Annotated in this window: 17 protein-coding genes; 4 read left to right on the top strand and 13 right to left on the bottom strand. The window is 73.7% G+C overall.

Annotated features, from left to right (window positions below; genetic code table 11):
- Positions 1–441: 441 nt before the first annotated feature.
- On the bottom strand, positions 442–1335 hold the full coding sequence (locus tag ACQP2P_RS04630; protein ID WP_433613596.1) for an NAD-dependent epimerase/dehydratase family protein: 894 nt from the start codon (positions 1333–1335) through the stop codon (positions 442–444).
- Positions 1336–1446: 111 nt separating this feature from the next.
- Here ACQP2P_RS04630 and ACQP2P_RS04635 point away from each other — a divergent pair, with 111 nt between their 5' ends.
- A complete protein-coding gene (locus tag ACQP2P_RS04635; protein WP_433613598.1) occupies positions 1447–2139 on the top strand; it encodes a TetR/AcrR family transcriptional regulator in 693 nt (230 codons plus the stop codon).
- 7 nt (positions 2140–2146) lie between these two features.
- Here ACQP2P_RS04635 and ACQP2P_RS04640 read toward each other — a convergent pair whose 3' ends face one another.
- The 5 genes from ACQP2P_RS04640 to ACQP2P_RS04660 all read right to left on the bottom strand — a co-directional run bounded on the left by ACQP2P_RS04640 (position 2147) and on the right by ACQP2P_RS04660 (position 6308).
- The gene (locus ACQP2P_RS04640) at positions 2147–2356 is read right to left on the bottom strand and encodes an exodeoxyribonuclease VII small subunit (protein ID WP_433618972.1); all 210 of its coding nucleotides are present in this window, start codon (positions 2354–2356) and stop codon (positions 2147–2149) included.
- A 35-nt stretch (positions 2357–2391) separates the two neighbouring features.
- The gene (locus ACQP2P_RS04645; RefSeq protein ID WP_433613599.1) at positions 2392–3147 is read right to left on the bottom strand and encodes a GNAT family N-acetyltransferase; all 756 of its coding nucleotides are present in this window, start codon (positions 3145–3147) and stop codon (positions 2392–2394) included.
- Positions 3148–3216: 69 nt separating this feature from the next.
- Positions 3217–4431: an exodeoxyribonuclease VII large subunit gene (xseA, locus tag ACQP2P_RS04650; protein ID WP_433613601.1), complete on the bottom strand. Its 1215-nt coding sequence runs from the start codon at positions 4429–4431 to the stop codon at positions 3217–3219.
- A gap of 9 nt (positions 4432–4440) precedes the next feature.
- Entirely contained in the window at positions 4441–5082 is a 642-nt protein-coding gene (locus tag ACQP2P_RS04655) for a response regulator (protein WP_433613603.1), read from the bottom strand.
- Complete coding sequence (locus ACQP2P_RS04660) at positions 5070–6308, bottom strand: sensor domain-containing protein (RefSeq protein ID WP_433613605.1); 1239 nt, start codon at positions 6306–6308, stop codon at positions 5070–5072. Before ACQP2P_RS04660 ends, ACQP2P_RS04655 begins: the two co-directional genes overlap by 13 nt.
- Positions 6309–6458: 150 nt before the next feature.
- On the opposite strand from ACQP2P_RS04660, the gene ACQP2P_RS04665 reads away from it, so the two are divergent.
- Entirely contained in the window at positions 6459–7451 is a 993-nt protein-coding gene (locus tag ACQP2P_RS04665) for a 4-hydroxy-3-methylbut-2-enyl diphosphate reductase (protein ID WP_433613607.1), read from the top strand.
- Positions 7452–8473: 1022 nt separating this feature from the next.
- Here the strand turns inward: ACQP2P_RS04665 and ACQP2P_RS04670 are convergent.
- Entirely contained in the window at positions 8474–9652 is a 1179-nt protein-coding gene (locus ACQP2P_RS04670; protein ID WP_433613609.1) for a DNA recombination protein RmuC, read from the bottom strand.
- An 82-nt stretch (positions 9653–9734) separates the two neighbouring features.
- Between ACQP2P_RS04670 and ACQP2P_RS04675 the strand changes: the two genes are divergently transcribed.
- Positions 9735–10451 carry a hypothetical protein gene (locus ACQP2P_RS04675; RefSeq protein WP_433613611.1) on the top strand — a complete coding sequence of 239 codons (717 nt, stop codon included), beginning with the start codon at positions 9735–9737 and terminating at the stop codon, positions 10449–10451.
- A gap of 381 nt (positions 10452–10832) precedes the next feature.
- Here ACQP2P_RS04675 and ACQP2P_RS04680 read toward each other — a convergent pair whose 3' ends face one another.
- From ACQP2P_RS04680 to ACQP2P_RS04705, 6 genes are all read right to left on the bottom strand, one after another.
- Complete coding sequence (locus tag ACQP2P_RS04680; RefSeq protein ID WP_433613613.1) at positions 10833–11222, bottom strand: hypothetical protein; 390 nt, start codon at positions 11220–11222, stop codon at positions 10833–10835.
- 846 nt (positions 11223–12068) lie between these two features.
- Positions 12069–13904, bottom strand: a complete 1836-nt coding sequence (locus ACQP2P_RS04685; protein ID WP_433613615.1) for a tetratricopeptide repeat protein — start codon at positions 13902–13904, stop codon at positions 12069–12071.
- A 184-nt stretch (positions 13905–14088) separates the two neighbouring features.
- Complete coding sequence (locus ACQP2P_RS04690) at positions 14089–15873, bottom strand: ABC transporter ATP-binding protein (RefSeq protein ID WP_433613617.1); 1785 nt, start codon at positions 15871–15873, stop codon at positions 14089–14091.
- Positions 15863–17554: an ABC transporter ATP-binding protein gene (locus ACQP2P_RS04695; RefSeq protein WP_433618974.1), complete on the bottom strand. Its 1692-nt coding sequence runs from the start codon at positions 17552–17554 to the stop codon at positions 15863–15865. Before ACQP2P_RS04695 ends, ACQP2P_RS04690 begins: the two co-directional genes overlap by 11 nt.
- 117 nt (positions 17555–17671) lie before the next feature.
- Complete coding sequence (locus tag ACQP2P_RS04700) at positions 17672–18112, bottom strand: methylated-DNA--[protein]-cysteine S-methyltransferase (RefSeq protein ID WP_433618975.1); 441 nt, start codon at positions 18110–18112, stop codon at positions 17672–17674.
- Between the two features lie 44 nt (positions 18113–18156).
- The gene (locus ACQP2P_RS04705) at positions 18157–19560 is read right to left on the bottom strand and encodes an AlkA N-terminal domain-containing protein (protein ID WP_433613619.1); all 1404 of its coding nucleotides are present in this window, start codon (positions 19558–19560) and stop codon (positions 18157–18159) included.
- A gap of 85 nt (positions 19561–19645) precedes the next feature.
- Between ACQP2P_RS04705 and ACQP2P_RS04710 the strand changes: the two genes are divergently transcribed.
- Positions 19646–20170 (top strand): hypothetical protein, encoded by a 525-nt coding sequence (locus tag ACQP2P_RS04710; RefSeq protein ID WP_433613621.1) that lies wholly within the window; start codon positions 19646–19648, stop codon positions 20168–20170.
- Positions 20171–20186: the final 16 nt, after the last annotated feature.

Genomic DNA, 20186 nt, shown 5'->3' on the forward strand with positions numbered 1-20186 from the left:
TGGCTGTCGAGGGTGCAGTGCCCGCCACGGCGTGGAGCGCGGCGGTGCGGCATCGGGTGCGGGTGGCGCTGCGGTCGGCGGCGTATCGCCCCCGGGCAACGCTCCGCGTAATCGTGGTGCCGTGGAAGCGCGATCCGGGGATCCGGCCCGGGCGGTGCGGCATCGGGTGCGGGTGGCGCTGCGGTCGGCGGCGTATCGCCCCCGGGCAACGCTCCGCGTAATCGTGGTGCCGTGGAAGCGCGATCCGGGGATCCGGCCCGGGCGGTGGGCGCTCTCGGAGCCGTGGACGTCGGTGCTGGAGTGGCGGTGTCGTCGGGGGTGGTGGATCAGTCCAGGGTGACCGGCGGCGGGCCTGGCAGCGTCGGCGCGCCAGCGCCGAGCGGTGTCTGGCGGGAGCGACGGTCCGCACCCCCGCGGACCCGAGTCATGCCCTGCCGGCACTCAGCGGGCGCTGCGCAGCGTTTCGCGAACCGCGTCGTCCAGCGGCGTCGCCGTCAGGCCGAACTCGCTGGTCACGAGCGAGGAGTCCATGACGAACGGCCGGTCGTGCTGGTACCGCACCTCGATGAACTCCCGCGCGACCCGGTCCCACAGCCCCGCCGCCCGCACGGCCAGGGCCGGGTACGCCCGCAGCCGCGGCGCGCCGAGCCCCGCCAGCGCCGCGACCCGCGTGAGCAGCTGCCGGGCCGTCAGGGCGGGCACCGACGGCGTGTGCCAGGCCCGGCCCCACGCCCGCGGCTCGCGGGCCAGGGCGACCAGGGTGCGCGCGGCGTCGCCGGTGTACGTGTACGTGTGCGGCACGTCCAGCGCCCCCGGCAGCCACACGGTCCTGCCCGCGCGCATGGCCGGCAGGGCCATGTCGATGAGGGAGTACCGGGGGCCGATCCAGTCCGAGGAGCGCACCTCGACCGCGCGGACGCCCGATGCCAGGGTGTCCTGCCACATCTTCGCGCGCACCCGGCCCTTGACGGTCTCGGCCGCGAGCGGCATGTCCTCGGTCATCGGGCGGTCCACGTGCCCGTACCCGTACAGCGGCGCCGTGATCGCCAGCACCGCGTCGTTCGCCCGCGCGGCTCGCAGCATCGCGTCGTGCATCGGCGGCCAGGCGGTGGGCCACTCGTAGTACCGCGGGTTCGCGCAGTTGTAGACCACGCTCGCCCCCTCCGCGGCGCGCAGCAGCGCCTCCGCGTCGCCGGCGTCCGCCGCGACGCGCTCGATGCGCGGGTGCTGCGGGCCGCTCCCGCCGCGCGTGACGATCCGGACCGCCTCCCCGTCTCCGGCCAGCTCCAGCGCCACCGCGCTGCCGACCGACCCGGACCCGACGACGACCTGCATGACAGCCTCCTTCGTTCGGAGAGCAGTGCTCTCGAAGTGGAGCATAGGTCGCGGTGTGCCGGCAAAGCAAGAGCAGTGCTCTCGTTTCGGAGCGTGTGTCAAGATGGGCGCATGAAGGCGAACTCGATCCGGGCCCGCGTCCGCGCCGAGATGACGGACGAGATCAAGGAGATCGCCCGCCGCCACCTGGCCACCGACGGGGCCAACCTGTCCCTGCGCGCCGTCGCCCGCGACCTCGGCATGGTGAGCTCGGCGATCTACCGCTACTTCCCCAGCCGCGACGACCTGCTGACCGCCCTGATCCTGGACGCCTACAACGCCCTGGGCGGCTGCGCCGAAAGAGCCGTGGCAGCGGTACCGTCCGAAGCCTTCACCACCCGCTGGCTCGCCCTCGCCACGTCGGTGCGCGACTGGGCGCTCGAGCACCCCCACGAATACGCGCTCATCTACGGCAGCCCCGTCCCCGGCTACCAGGCGCCGGAGGACACCGTGGCCGCGGGCATCCGCGCGGTGACGGTGCTGGGCGGCATCCTGCAGGCCGCGGCGGAGGCGAACGCCCTGGCGCCGAACGACGATCCGCTCCCGCCCGCGGACTCGGCCGCCGACCTGGAGCGCATCCGGGCCGTGATCGCCCCCGCCGTCGCGCCCGCGACCCTGGCGCGCGCCCTGTCGGCCTGGGTCTCGCTGTTCGGCCAGGTGAGCTTCGAGATCTTCGGCCAGCTGCGCAACACGGTCAACCACCCGGCCGAGTTCTTCGAGCACCAGATGCGCGCGCAGGCCCGCTACATCGGCCTGCCCGGCTGAGGCCGGCTCAGGACTCCGTCGGGGTCAGGCGCGCCCGGGCGGAGTCGAGCCAGCGCTGGCAGATCGAGGCCAGCTCCTCGCCGCGTTCCCACAGCGCCAGGGACTCCTCGAGCGTCGAGCCGCCCGACTCGAGCCGCTCGACGACGGTCGCCAGCTCGGCCCGCGCCTGCTCGTAGGTCAGGGTCGGTCCGTCCGAGCCCGAACCCGGCTCGGCCATCTTCGGCTCACTCACGCGCAGAACCCTACTGGGTGTCACGCGGAGTGCGACAGGAACAGGACCGCGTCGGCGCGGCGGTAGCCGACGCGCGCGTACACCCGCTCCTGCGCGTCGCCCGCGGGCGTCAGGAACGCGAGGGTCGCGCCGGCGGCGAACGCGGCGCGCGTCAGGTGCAGGGTGAGGGCGGCGCCGAGGCCGCGGCGCTCGTACGCCGGGCGCACCGCGATCCCGGCCACCTCGCTGATGCCGTCGCGCACGGCCGCGGCGATCCCGCCGCCCGCCGTCTCGCCGGTCGCGAGCTCGCGGGCCAGGAGCTGCAGCTGGCCGGACTCGGCCTTGGCGCGCGTGGCGGCGACGTGGGCCGGGGTCGGCGGCTCCTCGCCGAACGCCTCGTGCTGGGCGGCCAGCATCGCCTCGATCTCGGCGTCGGTCTTCGGGGTGACGAGCTCGAAGCCGGGCGGCACGGGCTGGTCGGTCGCGTCGCTCGGCCCGCACTCCATGAGCGGCAGGCGGTCGGCGACGGCGAAGCCCGCGGCCAGCAGGGCCGGCTCCACGGCCGGGGCGAGCTTCGGCAGGTATTCGAGCCGGGGCGTGCGCCCGCGGGTCGTGAACGCCGTGACCAGGGCCTCGATGTCGGCCGCGGACGGGTCGGCGCCGGGGTCGGGGACGGCGTAGTTGAGGTACACGTTCGGGTCGTGCCCGGTGATCGTCACCGTGAACGGCCCGGTGCGTACCACCTCGCGCCCGTTCTTGGCGCTGGCCAGCATGTACTCCTGCAGACGACGCGACAAAGCCCAACCCTCCGCCAGAAAGCACCAGAAACGGACCGGACCGACATCATCTCGCATAAATGCCGGACGTCAAGCGTCGGTCACCGTCGCGGCCAGCTCACCCTCGGCCAGCCGGACGCGCAGCCGCTCACCGCCGGTGACCTCGTCCGGGGCGCGGACCACGGCGCCGTCGGCGCGCTGGACGATCGCGTAGCCCCGCTGCAGCGTCGCCGACGGTGACAGGGTCCGCAGCCGGGCGAGGGTGTGCTCGAGCTCGGTGCCGGCCCGGTCGAGGCGGTGCACGAGGTTGCGGGTCGCGCGGGCGCGCAGGGCGCTCACCTCGGCGGCCCGGGTGTCCACCATCGACAGCGGGCGGGCGATCGACGGCCGGGAGCGCAGCGCGTCGAGGCGGTGCTGCTCGCGGTCCAGCAGGCCGCGCAGCGCGCGGTCGAGGCGCTGCTTGGCCTGGCCGATGAGGCGCACCTCGTCGCCGAGGTCGGGCACGATGCGCTTGGCCGCGTCGGTCGGGGTGGACGCGCGCAGGTCGGCCACGAAGTCGACCAGGGGCACGTCGGTCTCGTGGCCGATCGCGGAGACGACCGGCGTGCGGCAGGCGAACACCGCGCGGCACAGGGCCTCGTCGGAGAAGGGCAGCAGGTCCTCGATCGAGCCGCCGCCGCGGGCCAGGACGATCACGTCGATGGTCTCGTCGCGGTCGAGCACGGCGAGGGCGTCGATGATCTGCGGTACCGCCGACGGGCCCTGCACCGCGACGTTGATCACCCGGAAGTCCACGGTGGGCCACCGGCGCCGCGCGTTGGTGAGCACGTCGCGCTCGGCGGCGCTGGCGCGCCCGGTGACCAGGCCGATGCGGCGGGGCAGGAACGGCAGCCGCCGCTTGCGCTCGCGGGCGAACAGGCCCTCGGCGGCGAGCAGCTTCTTGAGCTGCTCGAGGCGCGCGAGCAGCTCGCCGACGCCGACCTGGCGGATCTCGTCGGCGCGCAGGCTCAGCGACCCGCGGGCGGCGTAGAACTCGGGCCGCGCGTGCACGACGATCCGGGCGCCGTCGGTGAGGCCGGGCGCGCCGAGGTCGACGACGTCGCGGTTGGTGGTGACGGTCAGGCTGAGGTCGGCCGACGGGTCGCGCAGCGTGAGGAAGACGGTGTTGGTGCCGGGCCGCCGGGTGACCTGCGCGACCTGCCCGTCGACCCAGATCCAGCCGAGCCGGCCGATCCACTGCCCGATCTTCTGGCTGACGACCCGGACCGGCCAGGGCTTCTCACTGCTCGACGCCTCATCGGTCACCGCCACACCCTATCCGCGCAGGAACGCGAGAACCGCCCGGACGCGGCGGTGGACGTCGTCGTCGGGCGGCAGGTCGAGCTTGGAAAGCAGCCCGTTGATGTGCTTGGCGACCGCCGCCTCCGAGACCACGAGCGCCCGCGCGATCGCCGCGTTCGAGTGGCCCTCGGCCATGAGCGCCAGCACCTCGCGCTCGCGCGGGGTGAGCCGCGCCAGCGGGTCGCGGCGGCGGCCGAGGAGCTGGGCGACCACCTCCGGGTCGACGACGGTGCTCCCGGCGGCCACCCGGCCGACCGCGTCGGCGAACTCGGCGACGTCGCCGATACGGTCCTTGAGCAGGTAGCCGACGCCGGCGCGGCGGCCGGACTCGAGCAGCTCGGCGGCGTAGGTCTGCTCGATGTACTGGCTCAGCACCAGCACCGGCAGCCCCGGATCCTCGGCGCGCAGCCGGATCGCGGCCTGCAGACCCTCGTCGCTGAACCCGGGCGGCATCCGCACATCGGTGACCACGAGGTCGGGCCGGTGCTCGCGCACGGCCGCCACCAGCGTGTCCGGGTCCCCGACGGCCGCGACGACCTCATGGCCGAAGCGGCGCAGCAGACCGGCGATGCCCTCGCGGATGAGCACGCCGTCCTCGGCGATCACGACCCGCAAGGCAGCTCCACGTGCACCACCGTAGGCCCTCCCGCCGGACTGGCCAGCGCCACGCTGCCGCCCGCCGCCGCCACCCGGTCCGCGAGCCCGGACAGCCCGGTGCCCCGAGCCGGGTCCGCGCCGCCGCGGCCGTCGTCGCGCACCTGCACGCGCAGCCACTCGCCGCTCACCGAGGCGGCGACGCGGGCCCGGGTGGCGCGGCTGTGCTTGGCCACGTTGGCGAGGGCCTCGACGACGACGAAGTACGCGCAGGCCTCCACCGCGCCCGGCAAGCGCTCGGGCAGGGCGACGTCGACGTCGACGGGCAGCGGGGCGCGGTCGGCCACCTCGAGCAGGGCCGCGTGCAGTCCCCGGTCGGACAGGATTTTCGGGTGTACTCCCCGGATGAGCTCCCGCAGCTCCGTCAGCGCCTCCTTGGCCAGCTCGTGCGCGCGGGCCACCGGCTGCGCACCCGGCGCGCCGGGGGCCAGCTCGAGCCGGGCCAGGCCGAGCTGCATGGACAGCGCCAGGAGCCGCTGCTGGGCGCCGTCGTGCAGGTCGCGCTCGATGCGCCGCCGCTCGACCTCGAACGCGTCGACGAGCCGGGCCCGGGAGCGCGCCACCTCGGTGAGCTCCGGGCTGGTCTCCATCCGCGGGCCGAGCACCGCCTGCGTGATCGCGGCGCGGGCGGCGGCCCAGGCGGTGAGCGGGTACAGCAGGACGATCCCCAGCACGACGCCGAAGACGGCCCCGGCGAGCGTGAGCGCGAGCGGGGTGCCGTCGGCGACGTAGAACGGGGCGCCCACGAGCGCGCCCACGACCCACGCCCACAGCGCCACGACCATCCCGTCGAGCCAGCACAGGGCCGTGACCATGAGCATCGTGTACCCGAGCTCGCGCCACGTGGCCGGCTCCGACAGCCGGGTCGTGAGCCAGCGGCGCAGGCCGGGGCGGTCGGGACGGCGGTGAGGGTCGGTCAGGCGCACGTCGTCGACGAGGCGCAGGCGGCGGCGCTCGACGCGGGCCACCACGATGCCCGACAGCGCCGCGGCCAGGAAGCCGGCCAGCCCGATCACGACGAGGGTGAGCGCCGCGCCGCCGAGCAGCAGGACGAGCAGCGCCGAGCCGGCGGCCGCGCCGAGGGCGCCGCCGCTGGTGAGGTACAGCAGTGAGCGCCACGGCCACCAGGACCGCAGGAACCGCATCGGGGGCAGCCGCAGCGCGTCCATGACCGAACGGGGCCGCATGCTGCCGACCGTACCGGCGCGGCGCCCCGCCCGCGGTAGTGCTGGCGTTACGGAACCCGGCTGTGACGCTGGTCATGCCGGACGGCCGTGCACCGCCTCCGCCGCCCTCGCGGGCCGGGGCGGTGGGCGGGTGGCACGTACCATGGCGGGGTGACTGCTTCGAAGCGCGTGCTGCTCGCCAAGCCCCGCGGCTACTGCGCCGGTGTGGACCGCGCGGTCCAGACGGTGGAGGAGGCGCTGAAGCTGTACGGCGCGCCGATCTACGTGCGCAAGGAGATCGTCCACAACAAGCACGTGGTCAGCACGCTGCAGGCCAAGGGCGCCATCTTCGTGGAGGAGAACGACGAGGTGCCCGAGGGCGCGACCGTGGTCTTCTCCGCCCACGGCGTCGCCCCCGAGGTGCACGAGCAGGCCAAGGCGCGGGCCCTGCGCGCGATCGACGCCACCTGCCCGCTGGTCACGAAGGTCCACCAGGAGGCCCGCCGCTTCGCCGCGGACGACTACGACATCCTGCTCATCGGCCACGAGGGGCACGAGGAGGTCGTGGGCACCACCGGCGAGGCCCCGGCCCACATCCAGCTCGTCGACGGCCCGGAAGGCGCCGACAAGGTGACCGTGCGGGACCCGTCCAAGGTCGTCTGGCTGTCGCAGACCACGCTGTCGGTGGACGAGACCCTGGAGACGGTGTCGCGACTCAAGAAGCGCCTGCCCCTGCTCATGTCCCCGCCGAGCGACGACATCTGCTACGCCACGTCCAACCGCCAGGACGCCGTCAAGGCGATGGCCCCGAACTGCGACATCGTCCTGGTCGTGGGCTCGCAGAATTCGTCGAACTCCCAGCGCCTGCGCGAGGTCGCCGTGGACGCGGGCGCCAAGGCCGGCTACCTCATCGACTACGCGACGGAGATCCAGGAGTCCTGGCTGACGGACGCGACGACGGTGGGCGTGACCTCGGGCGCGTCGGTCCCCGACGAGCTGGTCATGGACGTGCTGGACTTCCTGGCCAAGCGCGGCTTCACGGATGTGGCCGAGATCACGACGGCGCAGGAGAAGCTGGTGTTCTCGCTGCCGCAGGAGCTGAAGCGCGACATGAAGGCACAGGCCGCGGCCCGCGCCGCCGAGGTGGCCAAGACCCTCGGCTGAGCCCCCACCGCGCACGCCTTCGCGCGCGGTGAACCGTGCCGCCGATCCTGCCCGGCCCCGGCGCCCGGCGCCCGGCCGGCGTCGCGGCCGTGGCCATGGCGCACCGCGGGCCGCTTCCTGGACTGCGGGGCCGACGACGTCGCGAGGCCGCTTCGGCCGTGTTGCCCGGGGTCGCCGATCCGGCGCGTTTGCAGCCCGCGTCAGTGATCGCGACGCTGGCCATGGTGTGAAGGTGTTGGGCGACCGACGCCGAAGCAGGGGGATGGGTGACTCGCCGAGGCCTGGGCCAACGCTGGTCGTCGTGGACGTCGCCTGCGTCGGTGCCAGCGCAGGTCGTCTTGGAGGCCGCCTATGCGTCGGTCTGCCCTCACCGGCGACGCCCTCCGCAGCGACCCGTCGAGCGCTGGACTGCGGTCGGCCCGTCGGCCCGGTGCCCCTCGCATCCGCGCCGTTGTCGACGTCCGGCTCGGGCCGCGCCCGTTCGGCCTCGCCGCCGGTGTGAGACGCGGACTGACAGCCATTCGGGCATAACCGAAACATCCGATAAGTCGTGGCACGGAGTGCCCGACTTGTCGGATCACGGCAAGCGGCGTTTGACGTATCGGATCGCGGTGCGGGGTGCCCGGCTTTCGGGCTGCGGCATCGGCGGGCTGGGCTTGTCGGATGACGGCATGCGGCGTTTGACGTATCGGATTGCGGTGCGGGGTGCCCGGCTTTCGGCTGCGGGCACTGCGGGCTCGGCTTGTCGGGTCGCGCCGCGGTGGGCTGGGCCTGTCGGGTCGTCGAGTTGGTGCTGGAGTGGCGGTGTCGTCGGGGGTGGTGGATCAGTCCAGGGTGACCGGCGGCGGGCCTGGCAGCGTCGGCGCGCCAGCGCCGAGCGGTGTCTGGCGGGAGCGACGGTCCGCACCACCGCGAACCCGAGCCATGAACAGCATTGACCCGGGTCGCCACCCGGCCCGGCGAGCGAACCCGGCCCGGCGAGCGAACCCGGCCCGGCGGGCGAGCCCGGCGCGGCCCGGGCGCTACTTCGGCGGTGGGTCCTCGCGCAGCGCGGCCAGCAGCGCCTCGTACTCGTTCTCGACCAGCTCCGGTGCCTGCAACTGGCGAGGCGTCGCCTCGACCTGGGGCGGGGTGGGCAGGGCGTCGCCGCTCACGCCCAGCTCGGCCAGCCGGCGCGCGCTCACCAGGACGCGGGCCTCCAGCGAGCCGACCGCGCGGTTGTACGACGTCACCGCCGTCGACAGCGACGTGCCGACCTTCGCGAGGTGGTCGCCCATGGTGCTCAGCCGCGCGTACAGCTCGCGTCCCGTCTGGTGCACGGCGAGCGCGTTGGTCGTGAGGGAGTCCTGGCGCCACGCGTAGGCGATCGTGCGCAGCAGCGCGACCAGCGTCGCGGGGGTGGCGAGGATCACGTTGCGGGCGAAGGCGTGGTCGAGGAGGCCGGGGTCGTGCTGCAGGGCCGCGTCCAGGAACGTGTCGGCGGGCACGAAGAGGACGACGAACTCGGGGGCGGGCTCGAAGGCGGACCAGTACCGCTTGGCCGACAGCGCCTCGACGTGGGCGCGCACGTGCTTGGCGTGCTGGGTGAGCCTGGCCGTGCGGGTCTGCTCGTCGGGGGACTCGAGCGCGGCGAGGTAGGCCTCCAGCGGCGCCTTCGCGTCGACCACCACCTGGCGGCCGCCGTGCAGGCGCACGACGAGGTCGGGGCGCACGACGCCGTCCTCGGTCGCGGCGCTCACCTGCTCCTCGAAGTCGCAGTGCTCGAGCATGCCCGCGGCCTCCACGATGCGCCGCAGCTGCTGCTCGCCCCAGCGGCCGCGGACCGTTGGCGCGCGCAGGGCCGAGACCAGGCGCCGCGTCTCGGTGCGCAGCTCGCCCGAGACCTCGTGCATGGCCCGCACCTGCTCGCGGAGCGACTCGTAGGCCCCCACCCGGTCCCGCTCGAGCTCGGCGACCCGGCGCTCGTAGCGCAGCAGCGCCTCGTGCAGCGGCGCGACCGCGTCGGCCACGGCGTCCTGGGTCTGCCCGCGCGCCTCCAGGGTCAGCGAGCGCAGCGAGGCCTCCAGGCGCGCCTCGCCCTCCCGCGTGGCCTGCAGCGTCGCCTCGAGCTTGGCGAGGTCGACGGCCGAGCGGGATCGGGCCACATACCAGCCGAGCGCGGCGCCGAGCAGGAGGCCGATGATCAGGAGTGCGAGATCCACGGTATTCAGCATGCCGTAGGGGTATGACAGAAACCGGTACCGTCGAAGGCATGGGTTCCTCGTCCTGGTTGGAGTGGTGACGGTGTTCGGCTTCGGTCGCAGGAAGCGTGAAGCGCAGCAGCTGGCCGATGCGCGGGAGGATGCCCTGCGCTGGTACGAGCGGCTCGGCGGCCAGCTCATGAACCTCTCCGGCGACGAGCCGGCCGTCAAGCAGGCGCTGGTCGACGCGAGCGAACGGTACAACGCGGCCGGCGGGCAGCTCGAGCGCGCGACGAGCCTGAAGCAGTACGACCTGGCGCGGGAGACGTCGCTGGAAGGCCTGATGTACATCCGCGCCGCCCGCACCGCGATGGGCCTCGACCCCGGGCCCGACGTGCCCCCGCTGGCGGGCGCCCGGGCCGGCCAGATCACCAAGGAGCGCGAGGTCTCGGTTCAGGGCCACTCGTACCGCGCGAGCCCCCAGCCCAGCAACGCCACGCCCTACTACTACCCGGGCGGCGCGGTGGCCGGCCGCGGCGTGCCCGGCGGCTGGTACTCCGAGCCCTGGTGGAAGACGGCCCTCGTGGCCGGCGCCTGGGGCATCGGCTCGGTGCTCGTCTTCGACGCCCTCTTCGACAACTCCTGGGGCGACCACGGCTACGACGCCGCGTACAACGCCGGCTTCGAGCAGGGCCAGGACGCCGGCTACGACCAGGGCTTCGACCAGGCCATGGACGACGGTGGCGACGGTGGCGACTGGGGCGACGGCGGCGACTGGGGCGACGGCGGCGACTTCGGCGACTTCGGCGGCGACTTCTGACGATCCCCGCGCGAACGGCTCCGGGCGGCGTGCCCGGGGCCGTCGGCCTTGTTCAGGCCATGACTCGGGTCCGCGGTGGTGCGGACCCGAGTCATGGCCTGAACAAGGCCATGACTCGGGTCCGCGGTGGTGCGGACCGTCGCTCCCGCCAGACACCGCTGGGCGCTGGCGCGCCGACGCTGCCAGGCCCGCCGCCGGTCACCCTGGACTGATCCGCCGGCTCCTACGACACCGCCGCTCCGGCACCGACCCGCGCTGCCAGGCCCGCCGCCGGTCACCCTGGACTGATCCGCCGGCTCCTACGACACCGCCGCTCCGGCACCGACCCGGCGGCAGCCAGCATCGCCGGCGCGCCTGCTCCGCAGGGCGACTGCGACAGGTTCAGCGAGCGGTGGCGATGACGCTCACCGGTGGATCGCCGTGGCGGTACAGGGTGTCGACCACCACGCGCAGCCCCGGGTTCGCCTGGACGCGGTCGTAGCTGCGGTCCTTGATGCGGTCGCGGTCGAAGTCGATGCGGGTCGGGCTGCCGGGCTCGTAGCGCACCCAGGTCTCCTCGCCGATCATCGGTCCCGCCGTGCCGCGCAGCTTGATCTTGATGGAGGCCTCGAAGGAGGCGATGTCGTCGGGGTAGACGCGGACGCGCACGGTGTAGCGAATCGACTGGGTCCCGCCGTGGCTGTCGACGTGCTGCGAGCCGAAATCGACGTGCACGATCTCGCCGCGAGCGGTGATCGCCTTGGCACCGGGTTTCCGGCCGAGTCTGAACATGGCGCGACCTTAGGTGCCCGCAAGCACCGACTCGATCATGTCTGCGACAGAGGCGAGTACGGCCTCCGACACCGAATGCCATATTGCCCGGCTTTGATCGTAAATTCCCGGCTGCTCCGGAGCCTCCCAGGTCAGCTCCGGCGCTCCGAGCCTTTTCAGCCCAAGCGGCCAGCAGTCCGCGAGCCCATCGAACCTCGTGGCACGGAGTGCCCGACTTATCGGGTCACGGCATGCGGCGTTCGGCCTGGCGGATCACGGTGCGGAGTTCCCGGCTTTCGGGCTGCGGGACCGCGGCTCGGCTTGTCGGGTCGCGCTGCGGTGGGCTGGGCCTGTCGGGTCGCGCCGCGGTGGGCTCGGCTTGTCGGGTCGCGCTGCGGTGGGCTGGGCCTGTCGGGTCGCGCCGCGGTGGGCTCGGCTTGTCGGGTCGCGCTGCGGTGGGCTGGGCCTGTCGGGTCGCGCCGCGGTGGGCTCGGCTTGTCGGGTCGCGCTGCGGTGGGCTGGGCCTGTCGGGTCGCGCCGCGGTGGGCTCGGCTTGTCGGGTCGCGCTGCGGTGGGCTGGGCCTGTCGGGTCGCGCCGCGGTGGGCTCGGCTTGTCGGGTCGCGCTGCGGTGGGCTGGGCCTGCCGGGTCGCGCCGCGGTGGGCTCGGCTTGTCGGGTCGCGCCGCGGTGGGCTGGGCCTGCCGAGTCGTCGAGTCGGTGCTGGAGTGGCGATGTCGTAGGAGCTGGTGGATCAGTCCAGGGTGACCGGCGGCGGGCCTGGCAGCGTCGGCGCGCCAGCGCCCAGCGGTGTCTGGCGGGAGCGACGGTCCGCACCCCCGCGGACCCGAGCCATGACCAAGCGGGCCCTCAGTAGCGGCGACTGCCCTGAGCCCCCCGCAACGCCCGCTCCGCCAGCGTCAGGTCCGACGCCGCCGCGCGGGCGAAGGGGCTCGACGCGCCCAGGAGCTCGGCGTAGACGGCCTGGGCCGCGCGGTACTCCGTGATGGCCTCGTCCAGCCGCCCCAGATCGTGCAGCACGCTCGCGAGCCGGTGCCGGGAGACCGCGGTGTCCAGGTGCACGGGGCCGAGCAGGCGCAGCCGGCTGCCGAGGACCGCGCGGTGCTCGGACTCCGCGTCGCCCAGGCGGCCCGCGTGGTGCAGGGCCGAGGCCAGGAGGCTGCGGCTCATGAGGGTGTCGCGGTGCTCCGGGCCGAGCAGGCGGGCCCGGGCGCGCATCACGGTGCGGTGCTCCTCGATGGCCCGGTCGAGCTCGCCCATGTCCTGGTAGACCTTGGCGAGGTTGCTGCGGCTGATCAGCGTCTCCTGGTGGTTGGCGCCCAGGACGCGGGTGCGCGACTCCAGGACCCGCTGGTGCTCGCCCTCGGCCCGGGTCAGGTCGCCGAGCTGGTGGTAGATCGTGGCCAGGTGGCTGCGGCTGGTCAGCGTGTCCGGGTGGTCATCGCCCAGGATGCGCACCCGGGCGGTCAGGGCCTCGTCGCACTCGACCAGGGCCTCGGCCAGGCGGTCCAGGTCGCGCAGGACCGTCGCGTGCTGGTCGCGGGCGGTCAGCGTGTCGGGGTGGTCCCAGCCCAGGGCGTGGGCGCGGGCGTCGACGATCTCGCGGTAGGCCTCCTCGGCCTCCTGCAGCTGGCCCCGCCAATGCAGGTCGGTCGCGCGCTGCCAGGTCGCCGAGTCGTCGTAGACGCGTGGGGCCGGTGCCGGTGCCGGGGCCGGGGCGGGGAAGGGGCGGCGGCGCGGCTCGGGGGCCGGCCAGTCGGCCGGGTCGGGCTCGTCGTCGTGGTGCTCGGCGGCCGGGGAGCCGTAGACGGTCGAGGACGTCATGTGCGGGTAGACGTCGTCGTCATCGTCCATGCGCTGGGGCTGCTGCTGGGGGATGGGGGGCTGCGGCGCAGGCGCGGGCCGGGTCGGGAACCGTGCGGGCTCGAACGGCTCCGGCTGGTCGTAGGCCGGCTCGTAGTCGTCGAGGATCTCCGACGGCACGTCGATCGGGGACTCGCGCTCGCGGCGGCGCAGCTCGCGGCGCAGGGAGACGATGGCGTCGGAGATGGCGTCGCAGTGGTCGCCGATGCGCCAGGCCACGGCCGAGACCGGGCGGTCCAGCGCGGTGCTGAGCTGGCGGACCGAGCCCAGGATCGAGTCGTCCGGCGAGGCGTTGACGATGACCAGCGCGGCCTGGAACGAGGCGGTCGGGCCGACCAGCAGGGCCTGGAGGGTCGCCTGCATGCGCGAGATCGAGAAGCCGGTGCCGGCCCGGATGTCGACGATGATGTGGGCCTCGGACATGGCGATCGGGCCCAGGCCGTAGCCGAAGACGGGCTGCAGCTTCTGACCCTCGCGCCCGGCGGCCTCGTAGAGGGCGGCATTGGCGCCCTCGTGGTAGGCGATGGCCTGCGGGGCGTGCCCGCGGATGAGCTGGACGAAGCGGTCGTACGCCCCCTCGGCGTCACCGTCCTGCTGCGCCCGGCCCGCGGAGGCCAGCCGCTCCTCGCGGTCGGTGGAGCGGATGTTGATCGTCCCGCCGGACAGGCCCGCGAGCCCCACCAGGACCCCGGCACCGACCAGAACGGCGGCCCCGGCGGTGCTGCGGAACTGCACCGTCGTCAGCACACCCAGGCCGACCAGCGCCAGCCCGACGAACACGACGAGAAATCGGGTCTGGCCACTCCAGCGTCCGCCAGTCATCGGTCCTCTTCATCCGCGCCGTATCAGAGTCGTGGTCATGCCCTAAGACAACCGAGATGACCCTCCATAGATCCATAGCGTGACGAGAATCTTCCCATGAACCGATGTATCCACGGTAGATCGACGGCGTGAACCCCGCCATTCACGCAACCCGCGGCAGATCGCTGTCAAGTACCCGACAGATCTAGAGCAGCGAGTCGCGCCACTGGGTGTGCAGCTCGGCGTAGTGGCCGCCGCCGCCGATCAGGGTCGCGGGCGGGCCGTCCTCGACGATCCGGCCGCCCGACATGACCAGCACGCGGTCGGCGATCTCCACTGTGGACAGGCGGTGCGCGATCACCAGCGCGGTGCGCGAGGCCAGGATCGTGCGCAGCGCCTGCTGGACGAGCCGCTCGCTCGGGATGTCCAGCGAGGACGTCGCCTCGTCGAGAATCAGCACCGCGGGGTCGGCCAAGAAGGCACGCGCGAACGCCACGAGTTGGCGTTGTCCGGCCGAAAGGCGTCCCCCGCGCTTGCGAACGTCGGTGTCGTAGCCCTGCGGCAGCCCGCGGATGAAGGCGTCCGCGCCGATCGCCGCGGCCGCCGCCTCCACCTCGGCCCGCGTCGCGCCCGGGCGGCCGAAGGCGATGTTGTCGGCGACGGTGCCGGAGAACAGGTAGTTCTCCTGAGTCACCATCACGACGGCCCGGCGCAGGTCGTCCTCGGCGAGCGAGCGCAGGTCGACGCCGTCGAGCGCCACCGTGCCGGCGGTCGGGTCGTAGAAGCGGGCGACGAGCTTGGCCAGCGTGGACTTCCCGGCCCCGGTCGCGCCGACCAGCGCGATCGTCTGCCCGGCCGGCACGAACAGGTCCAGCGGCGGCAGCACCGGGCGCCCGGCGTCGTAGGCGAACTCGACCGCGTCGAAGGCGAGCTCGCCCCGCGCCGCGGCGAGGCGGACCGGCGAACGCGGCTCGGCGACCGCCGGGGGCTCGTCCAGCACCGCGGCCAGCTTCTCCAGGGCGGCCGTCGCGGACTGCAGGGTGTTGTAGAACTGCGACAGCTCCTGCATCGGCTCGTAGAACCGCCGCAGGTAGAGCAGGAACGCGGCCAGCACCCCGACCTCGGTGTGCCCGTGCAGCACCCGCCAGCCGCCGTAGGTGAGCACCACGGCGATCGAGACGTTGCCGATCATCTTGATCGAGGGGGAGTACGTCGCGACGAGCCGCTGAGCGTGCAGGCTCGCCGCGCGGTAGTCGTCGTTGACCGCGGCGAAGATCTCGTCGTTGCGCCGCTCGCGCCGGAACGCCTGCACCGCCCGGATGCCGCCCAGCGACTCGACGAAGTGGATGATGACCAGGGCGATCGTCTCGCGGGTCCGCCGGTAGGCCCGCGCGCTGGCCCGCTGGAACCAGCGCGAGAGCCACAGCAGGAACGGGAACGACGCGAGCGTGACCAGCGCCAGCGGCGGGTCCAGCCACAGCAGGATGCCGGCCACCGAGAGCACCGACAGCGCGGCGAGCACCAGGTCGTCCAGGGCCCCGTCGGTGAGCTCGGCGATGTTGTCGACGTCGCTGGTGAGCCGCGCGATGACCCGCCCCGAGGTGAACCGCTCGTGGAAGCCGATCGACAGCCGCTGCAGGTGGTCGTAGACGCGGGTGCGCAGGTCGAGCAGCACCGCGTTGCCGACCCGGCCGGACATCGCCAGGAACGCGCGCCGGGTGCCGAACTCGGCCGCGGTGGCCACCCCGAACAGCACGGTGACCAGCACGAGCGTCGGCGGGTGCCCGATGCCCCGGTCGATGCCGAGCTTCACCAGCAGCGGTCCGGCCATCCCGGCCAGGTTCTGGGTCAGCAGCAGCGCGATGAGGACGCCGATGGCGGCCCGGTGCGGGCGCAGCAGCGAGCCCAGCAGCCGGCGGCTGGCCACGCGCTCGGTCGGGTCGGGCTCCTCGGTCGCGGTACCCCGCCACCGCTGGACGTCAAGCGCCACGCAGCACCTCTCGATAGCCGGGGCACGTGGCCAGCAGGTGCGAGTGGGTGCCGATCGCGGCCAGGCGGCCGTCCTGCAGGAACGCCACCCGGTCGGCGAGGGCGATCGTGGAGGGCCGGTGCACCACCAGCAGCGCCGTCGTCCCCGCCAGCACCGTCGCCAGCGCCGACTCGACGAGCGCCTCCGTGTGCACGTCCAGCGCCGACAGCGGGTCGTCGAGCACGAGCACCCGCGGCCGCCCGACGACCGCGCGGGCCAGGGCCAGGCGCTGGCGCTGCCCGCCCGAGAGCGAGAGCCCCTGCTCGCCGATGCGCGTGTCGAGGCCCCAGGGGAGGTCGTACGCGAACCGGGCCTGGGCGATCTCGAGCGCCTCGGCGATCTCGGCGTCGGTCGCGTCGGTCCGCCCGAGTGTCAGGTTCTCCCGTACGCTCATCGAGAACAGCGTCGGGTCCTCGAACGCGGTGCCCACGATCCGCCGCAGCGAGTCGAGCTTCAGGTCGCGCACGTCGTGCCCGTCGATGGTGATCGCCCCGGCGTCCACGTCGTAGAGCCGCGGCACCAGCGAGACCAGCGTCGTCTTGCCGCTGCCCGTGAGCCCGACGATCGCGACCGTCTCGCCCGGCTCGACCTCCAGGTCGATGCCGCGCAGCACCGGCCGGCCCGGCTCGTAGCCGAACGCCACACCGGCGAAGCGCACCCGTCCCCGCACTGTGGACGGGCTGAGGGCGCCGGGACGGTCCACGATGGACGGTGGGGTGTCGAGCACCTCGTAGATGCGCACGGAAGCGCTCATCGCCTCCTGCGCGTTGGCGATGATCCAGCCGAGGATGTCGATCGGCCAGACCAGCATCACCTGCAGCGCCACGAACGCGACCAGCGTGCCGACGGTGAGCTGGCCGCGGGAGACCTGCACGGCGCCCGCGACCAGCACGACCGCGAGCGTCACGTTGGGCACCAGGTCGAACTGCGAGAGCGTGCGGGCCACCATGCGGCTCTTGCCGACGCCGAGGTCGTGGACGTGCCGGGCGCCGCTGGTGAAGTGCTCGCTCATGTGGTCGCGCCGGCCGAACGCGCGGATCACCCGGATGCCCTGGGCCGACTCCTCGACCCGCGTGGTCAGGTCGCCGATGGCGTCCTGCAGCTCGCGGGAGGCGGCGAAATACCGCCCGGTGAACCGCCGCACGATCAGGAACAGCGGGATCGCGCTGAGCGCCACGAACACGCCCAGCGGCCAGTACAGGTGGATCAGCAGGCCCGACACGGCCAGGTAGGTGGCCAGGTTGAGCACGAAGAAGAAGAGCCCGAAGGACAGGAAGCGCCGGATCGAGGACAGGTCCGCGGTGGCGCGCGAGAGCAGCTGGCCGGACTGCCAGCGGTCGTGGAACTCGATCGGGAGGCGCTGCAGGTGGGCGTACAGGTCCTCGCGCAGCCGCGCCTCCATGCCCACCGAGGAGGCCGACTGGGCCCAGCGCCGCACGAAGCTCAGCACGCTCTCGCACACCCCGAGCGCGATCGCGAGCCCGCCCAGCAGGAACAGCCCGCGCACGTCGCCGTGGCGCACCGGGCCGTCGACGACGCGCTGGATGAGCAGGGGGATCGCGAGGCTGGCGGCGGTGGACAGCACCGCGGCGACCATCGACCACGCGGTGAGCCGGTAGTACGGCCGCAGGTAGACCCGCATCCGCCACAGCGCGTGGGCCTTGCCGGGAACACCGCTGGACCGCCGCGCCTGCGGGGGCGCGGCGGTCGTCGGCATGCCTCCAAGCTACGGCGACATCACATCGGCGCCAACCGATATTCAGATGACTTCATGATCTAGCAGCCAGCGCTTGACCGGCAGCCCCCAGCGGAACCCGCCGAGCGACCCGTCCAGCCGCAGCACCCGGTGGCAGGGCACGAACAGGGCCGCGGCGTTGGTCGCGCAGGCCATCGCGGCCGCGCGCACCGCGGCCGGGCGCCCGGCCCGCTCGGCGAACCCGCTGTAGGTCACCGGCGCGCCCGCGGGCACCTGCCGCAGCACGTCCCACGCGTGCGCGATGAACGCGCCGCCGCGCTGGCGCACCGCGACACTGTCGATCGCGGTCAGGTCACCGTCCATATAGGACAGAAGAGCCTTCAGCGGTACTCCCGGATCGGCGCGCCGCTCGAGCGTGCCCGAGAGCTTCGCCAGCGTCATGAGCCCGGGCACGTCGGTGGTCCAGCCGCTGGCCAGCACCGTCTCGTCCGCGTCGGTGAGCATCGTGAACTCCCCGGCCGGGGTGTCGGTCGTCGTCCAGAACACGGTCACAGCATCCTCCAGAGTCGAATGGCGGCGTAGGACCGCCAGGGCCGCCAGCGCTCGGCGTGGGCGGCAAGCGCCTTCGGGGTGTCCGGGAGCCCGGCGGCCCGCGCCCCGCGCAGCACCCCGAGATCGGTCGGCAGGAACGCGTCGGGGTCGCCGAGGGCGCGCATCGCCGTGTACTGCGCGGTCCAGTCCCCGATGCCGGGCAGCGCCTTGAGCCGCTCGACGGTCTCGCCGCGGTCGCCGCCGCCGTCGAGGTCGAGCGCGCCCTCGGCGACCGCGGCCGCGAGCCCGCGCAGGGTACGCCGGCGCGCCTCGGGCATCGCGAACGCCTCGTCGGGCAGCGCCAGCAGCTCCGTCGCGGTCGGGAACAGCCCGGCGTCGGCGGCGACGAGCTTGCGCAGCACCGTGCGCGCGGCGGCGACCGAGATCTGCTGGCCGACGACGGCCCGCACGGCGATCTCGAATCCGTCGGTGGCGCGCGGGACCCGCACGCCCTCCTCCTTGAGCACCATCGGCGCCAGGGCCGGGTCGGCGCCGAGCACGGCGTCGACGGCGGCCGGGTCGGCGTCGAGGTCGAACAGCCGCCGGCAGCGCGCCACCGCCGGCGCGAGGTCGCGCAGGTCGGTCAGGCGCAGCGTGGCGGCGACGTGGCCCTCCCGCGGGGTCAGCGTCGCCCGGCCGGGGCCGTTGGGCAGGCGCAGGTTGCGGTGGTAGCCCTCCTCGTCCAGCCCGTCGATCCCGGCCACGGCCCGGTCGCCGAGGAACGTCAGCAGCGCCTCGGCGTGCAGGGGAGCCCGATGCGGCAGCCGTACCGTCACCACACCCTCGTCCACCTCCGGCTGCGTGCGCCGCTCGCGCATCTGCGACGGGGTGCGGCCGTAGATCTCGCGAATCGTGTCGTTGAACTGCCGCACGCTGCCGAACCCGGCCGCGAACGCGATGTCGGCCAGCCCGAGCCGGGTCGTCTCGATGAGCACCCGCGCCGTCTGCGCGCGCTGGGCCCGGGCCAGGGCCAGCGGGCCGGCCCCCACCTCGGCGGTGAGCATGCGGTGCAGGTGGCGCTCGGTGTACCCGAGCCGGCCCGCGAGCCCCGGCACCCCGTCGCGGTCGACCACCCCGTCGGCGATGAGCCGCATCGCGCGCCCGACCACGTCGCCGCGCACGTCCCAGTCGGGCGAGCCCGGGGCCGCGTCGGGCCGGCAGCGCAGGCACGCGCGGAAGCCCTCGCGCTGCGCGGCCGCCGCCGTCGGCAGGAACCGCACGTTCTCCCGCTTCGGCGTGATGGCCGGGCAGGACGGACGACAATAGATCCTGGTCGACTTGACCGCCGTGACGAACACGCCGTCGAAGCGTGAGTCACGGCTGGTGGCCGCCTTGCGGCAGGTGTCGAAGTCGAGTTCCACGACTCCATCCTGCCCCGTGCACGACCCGGCGACTGGCGGGATTCGGACGTCCATCTGGGTGGTCCCCGGCCCTACTCTGGTGCGCATGACTGACCACGAGGCCACCGAGGGACTTGAGGCCGCCGACCCCGAGCCGCGGATCGTCCAGGTCCACGGCGAGCACGGCGAGACTATCTACGCGCTGGACCAGGACGGCGACACCGTGGCCGACGCGGCCGCGTACGACGACGACAACGACGGCGTGATCGACCGGATCGCGATCGACACCGACGGCGACGGCACGCTCGAGACCGAGATGCGCGACCTCGACGGCGACGGGCGCATCGACGCGGTCTTCGTGGACACCGACGGCGACGGCTACAAGGACGTCGCGATCCTCGACTCCGACGGCGACGGCGAGTTCGACCGGGTGATCGTCGACTCCGACGGCGACGGGCGCATCGACACCGACATCCGCGACACGAACCACGACGGCCGGGCCGACTTCATCGCCCGCGACGAGGACGGCGACGGCCGCCGCGATTACACCGTCACGGACAGTGACCACGATGGCCGCTTCGACACCGTGCACTACGACGACCCGAAGAACGACCCGCTGGCCCAGGCCTGAGCGAACCGGCCGCCGC

It is taken from the genome of Dactylosporangium sp. CA-139114, assembly GCF_050955725.1.
Taxonomy (GTDB): Bacteria; Actinomycetota; Actinomycetes; order Mycobacteriales; family Micromonosporaceae; genus Dactylosporangium.

What these genes read in the sequence shown, in the direction of transcription:
- ACQP2P_RS04685 (WP_433613615.1), bottom strand. Translation starts at nt 13,904, where the DNA reads ATGACTGGCGGACGCTGGAGTGGCCAGACCCGATTTCTCGTCGTGTTC.
- ACQP2P_RS04640 (WP_433618972.1), bottom strand. Translation starts at nt 2,356, where the DNA reads ATGGCCGAGCCGGGTTCGGGCTCGGACGGACCGACCCTGACCTACGAG.
- ACQP2P_RS04660 (WP_433613605.1), bottom strand. Translation starts at nt 6,308, where the DNA reads ATGCGGCCCCGTTCGGTCATGGACGCGCTGCGGCTGCCCCCGATGCGG.
- ACQP2P_RS04700 (WP_433618975.1), bottom strand. Translation starts at nt 18,112, where the DNA reads ATGCTCACCGACGCGGACGAGACGGTGCTGGCCAGCGGCTGGACCACC.
- ACQP2P_RS04680 (WP_433613613.1), bottom strand. Translation starts at nt 11,222, where the DNA reads ATGTTCAGACTCGGCCGGAAACCCGGTGCCAAGGCGATCACCGCTCGC.
- ACQP2P_RS04710 (WP_433613621.1), top strand. Translation starts at nt 19,646, where the DNA reads ATGACTGACCACGAGGCCACCGAGGGACTTGAGGCCGCCGACCCCGAG.
- ACQP2P_RS04635 (WP_433613598.1), top strand. Translation starts at nt 1,447, where the DNA reads ATGAAGGCGAACTCGATCCGGGCCCGCGTCCGCGCCGAGATGACGGAC.
- ACQP2P_RS04695 (WP_433618974.1), bottom strand. Translation starts at nt 17,554, where the DNA reads ATGCGGGTCTACCTGCGGCCGTACTACCGGCTCACCGCGTGGTCGATG.
- ACQP2P_RS04630 (WP_433613596.1), bottom strand. Translation starts at nt 1,335, where the DNA reads ATGCAGGTCGTCGTCGGGTCCGGGTCGGTCGGCAGCGCGGTGGCGCTG.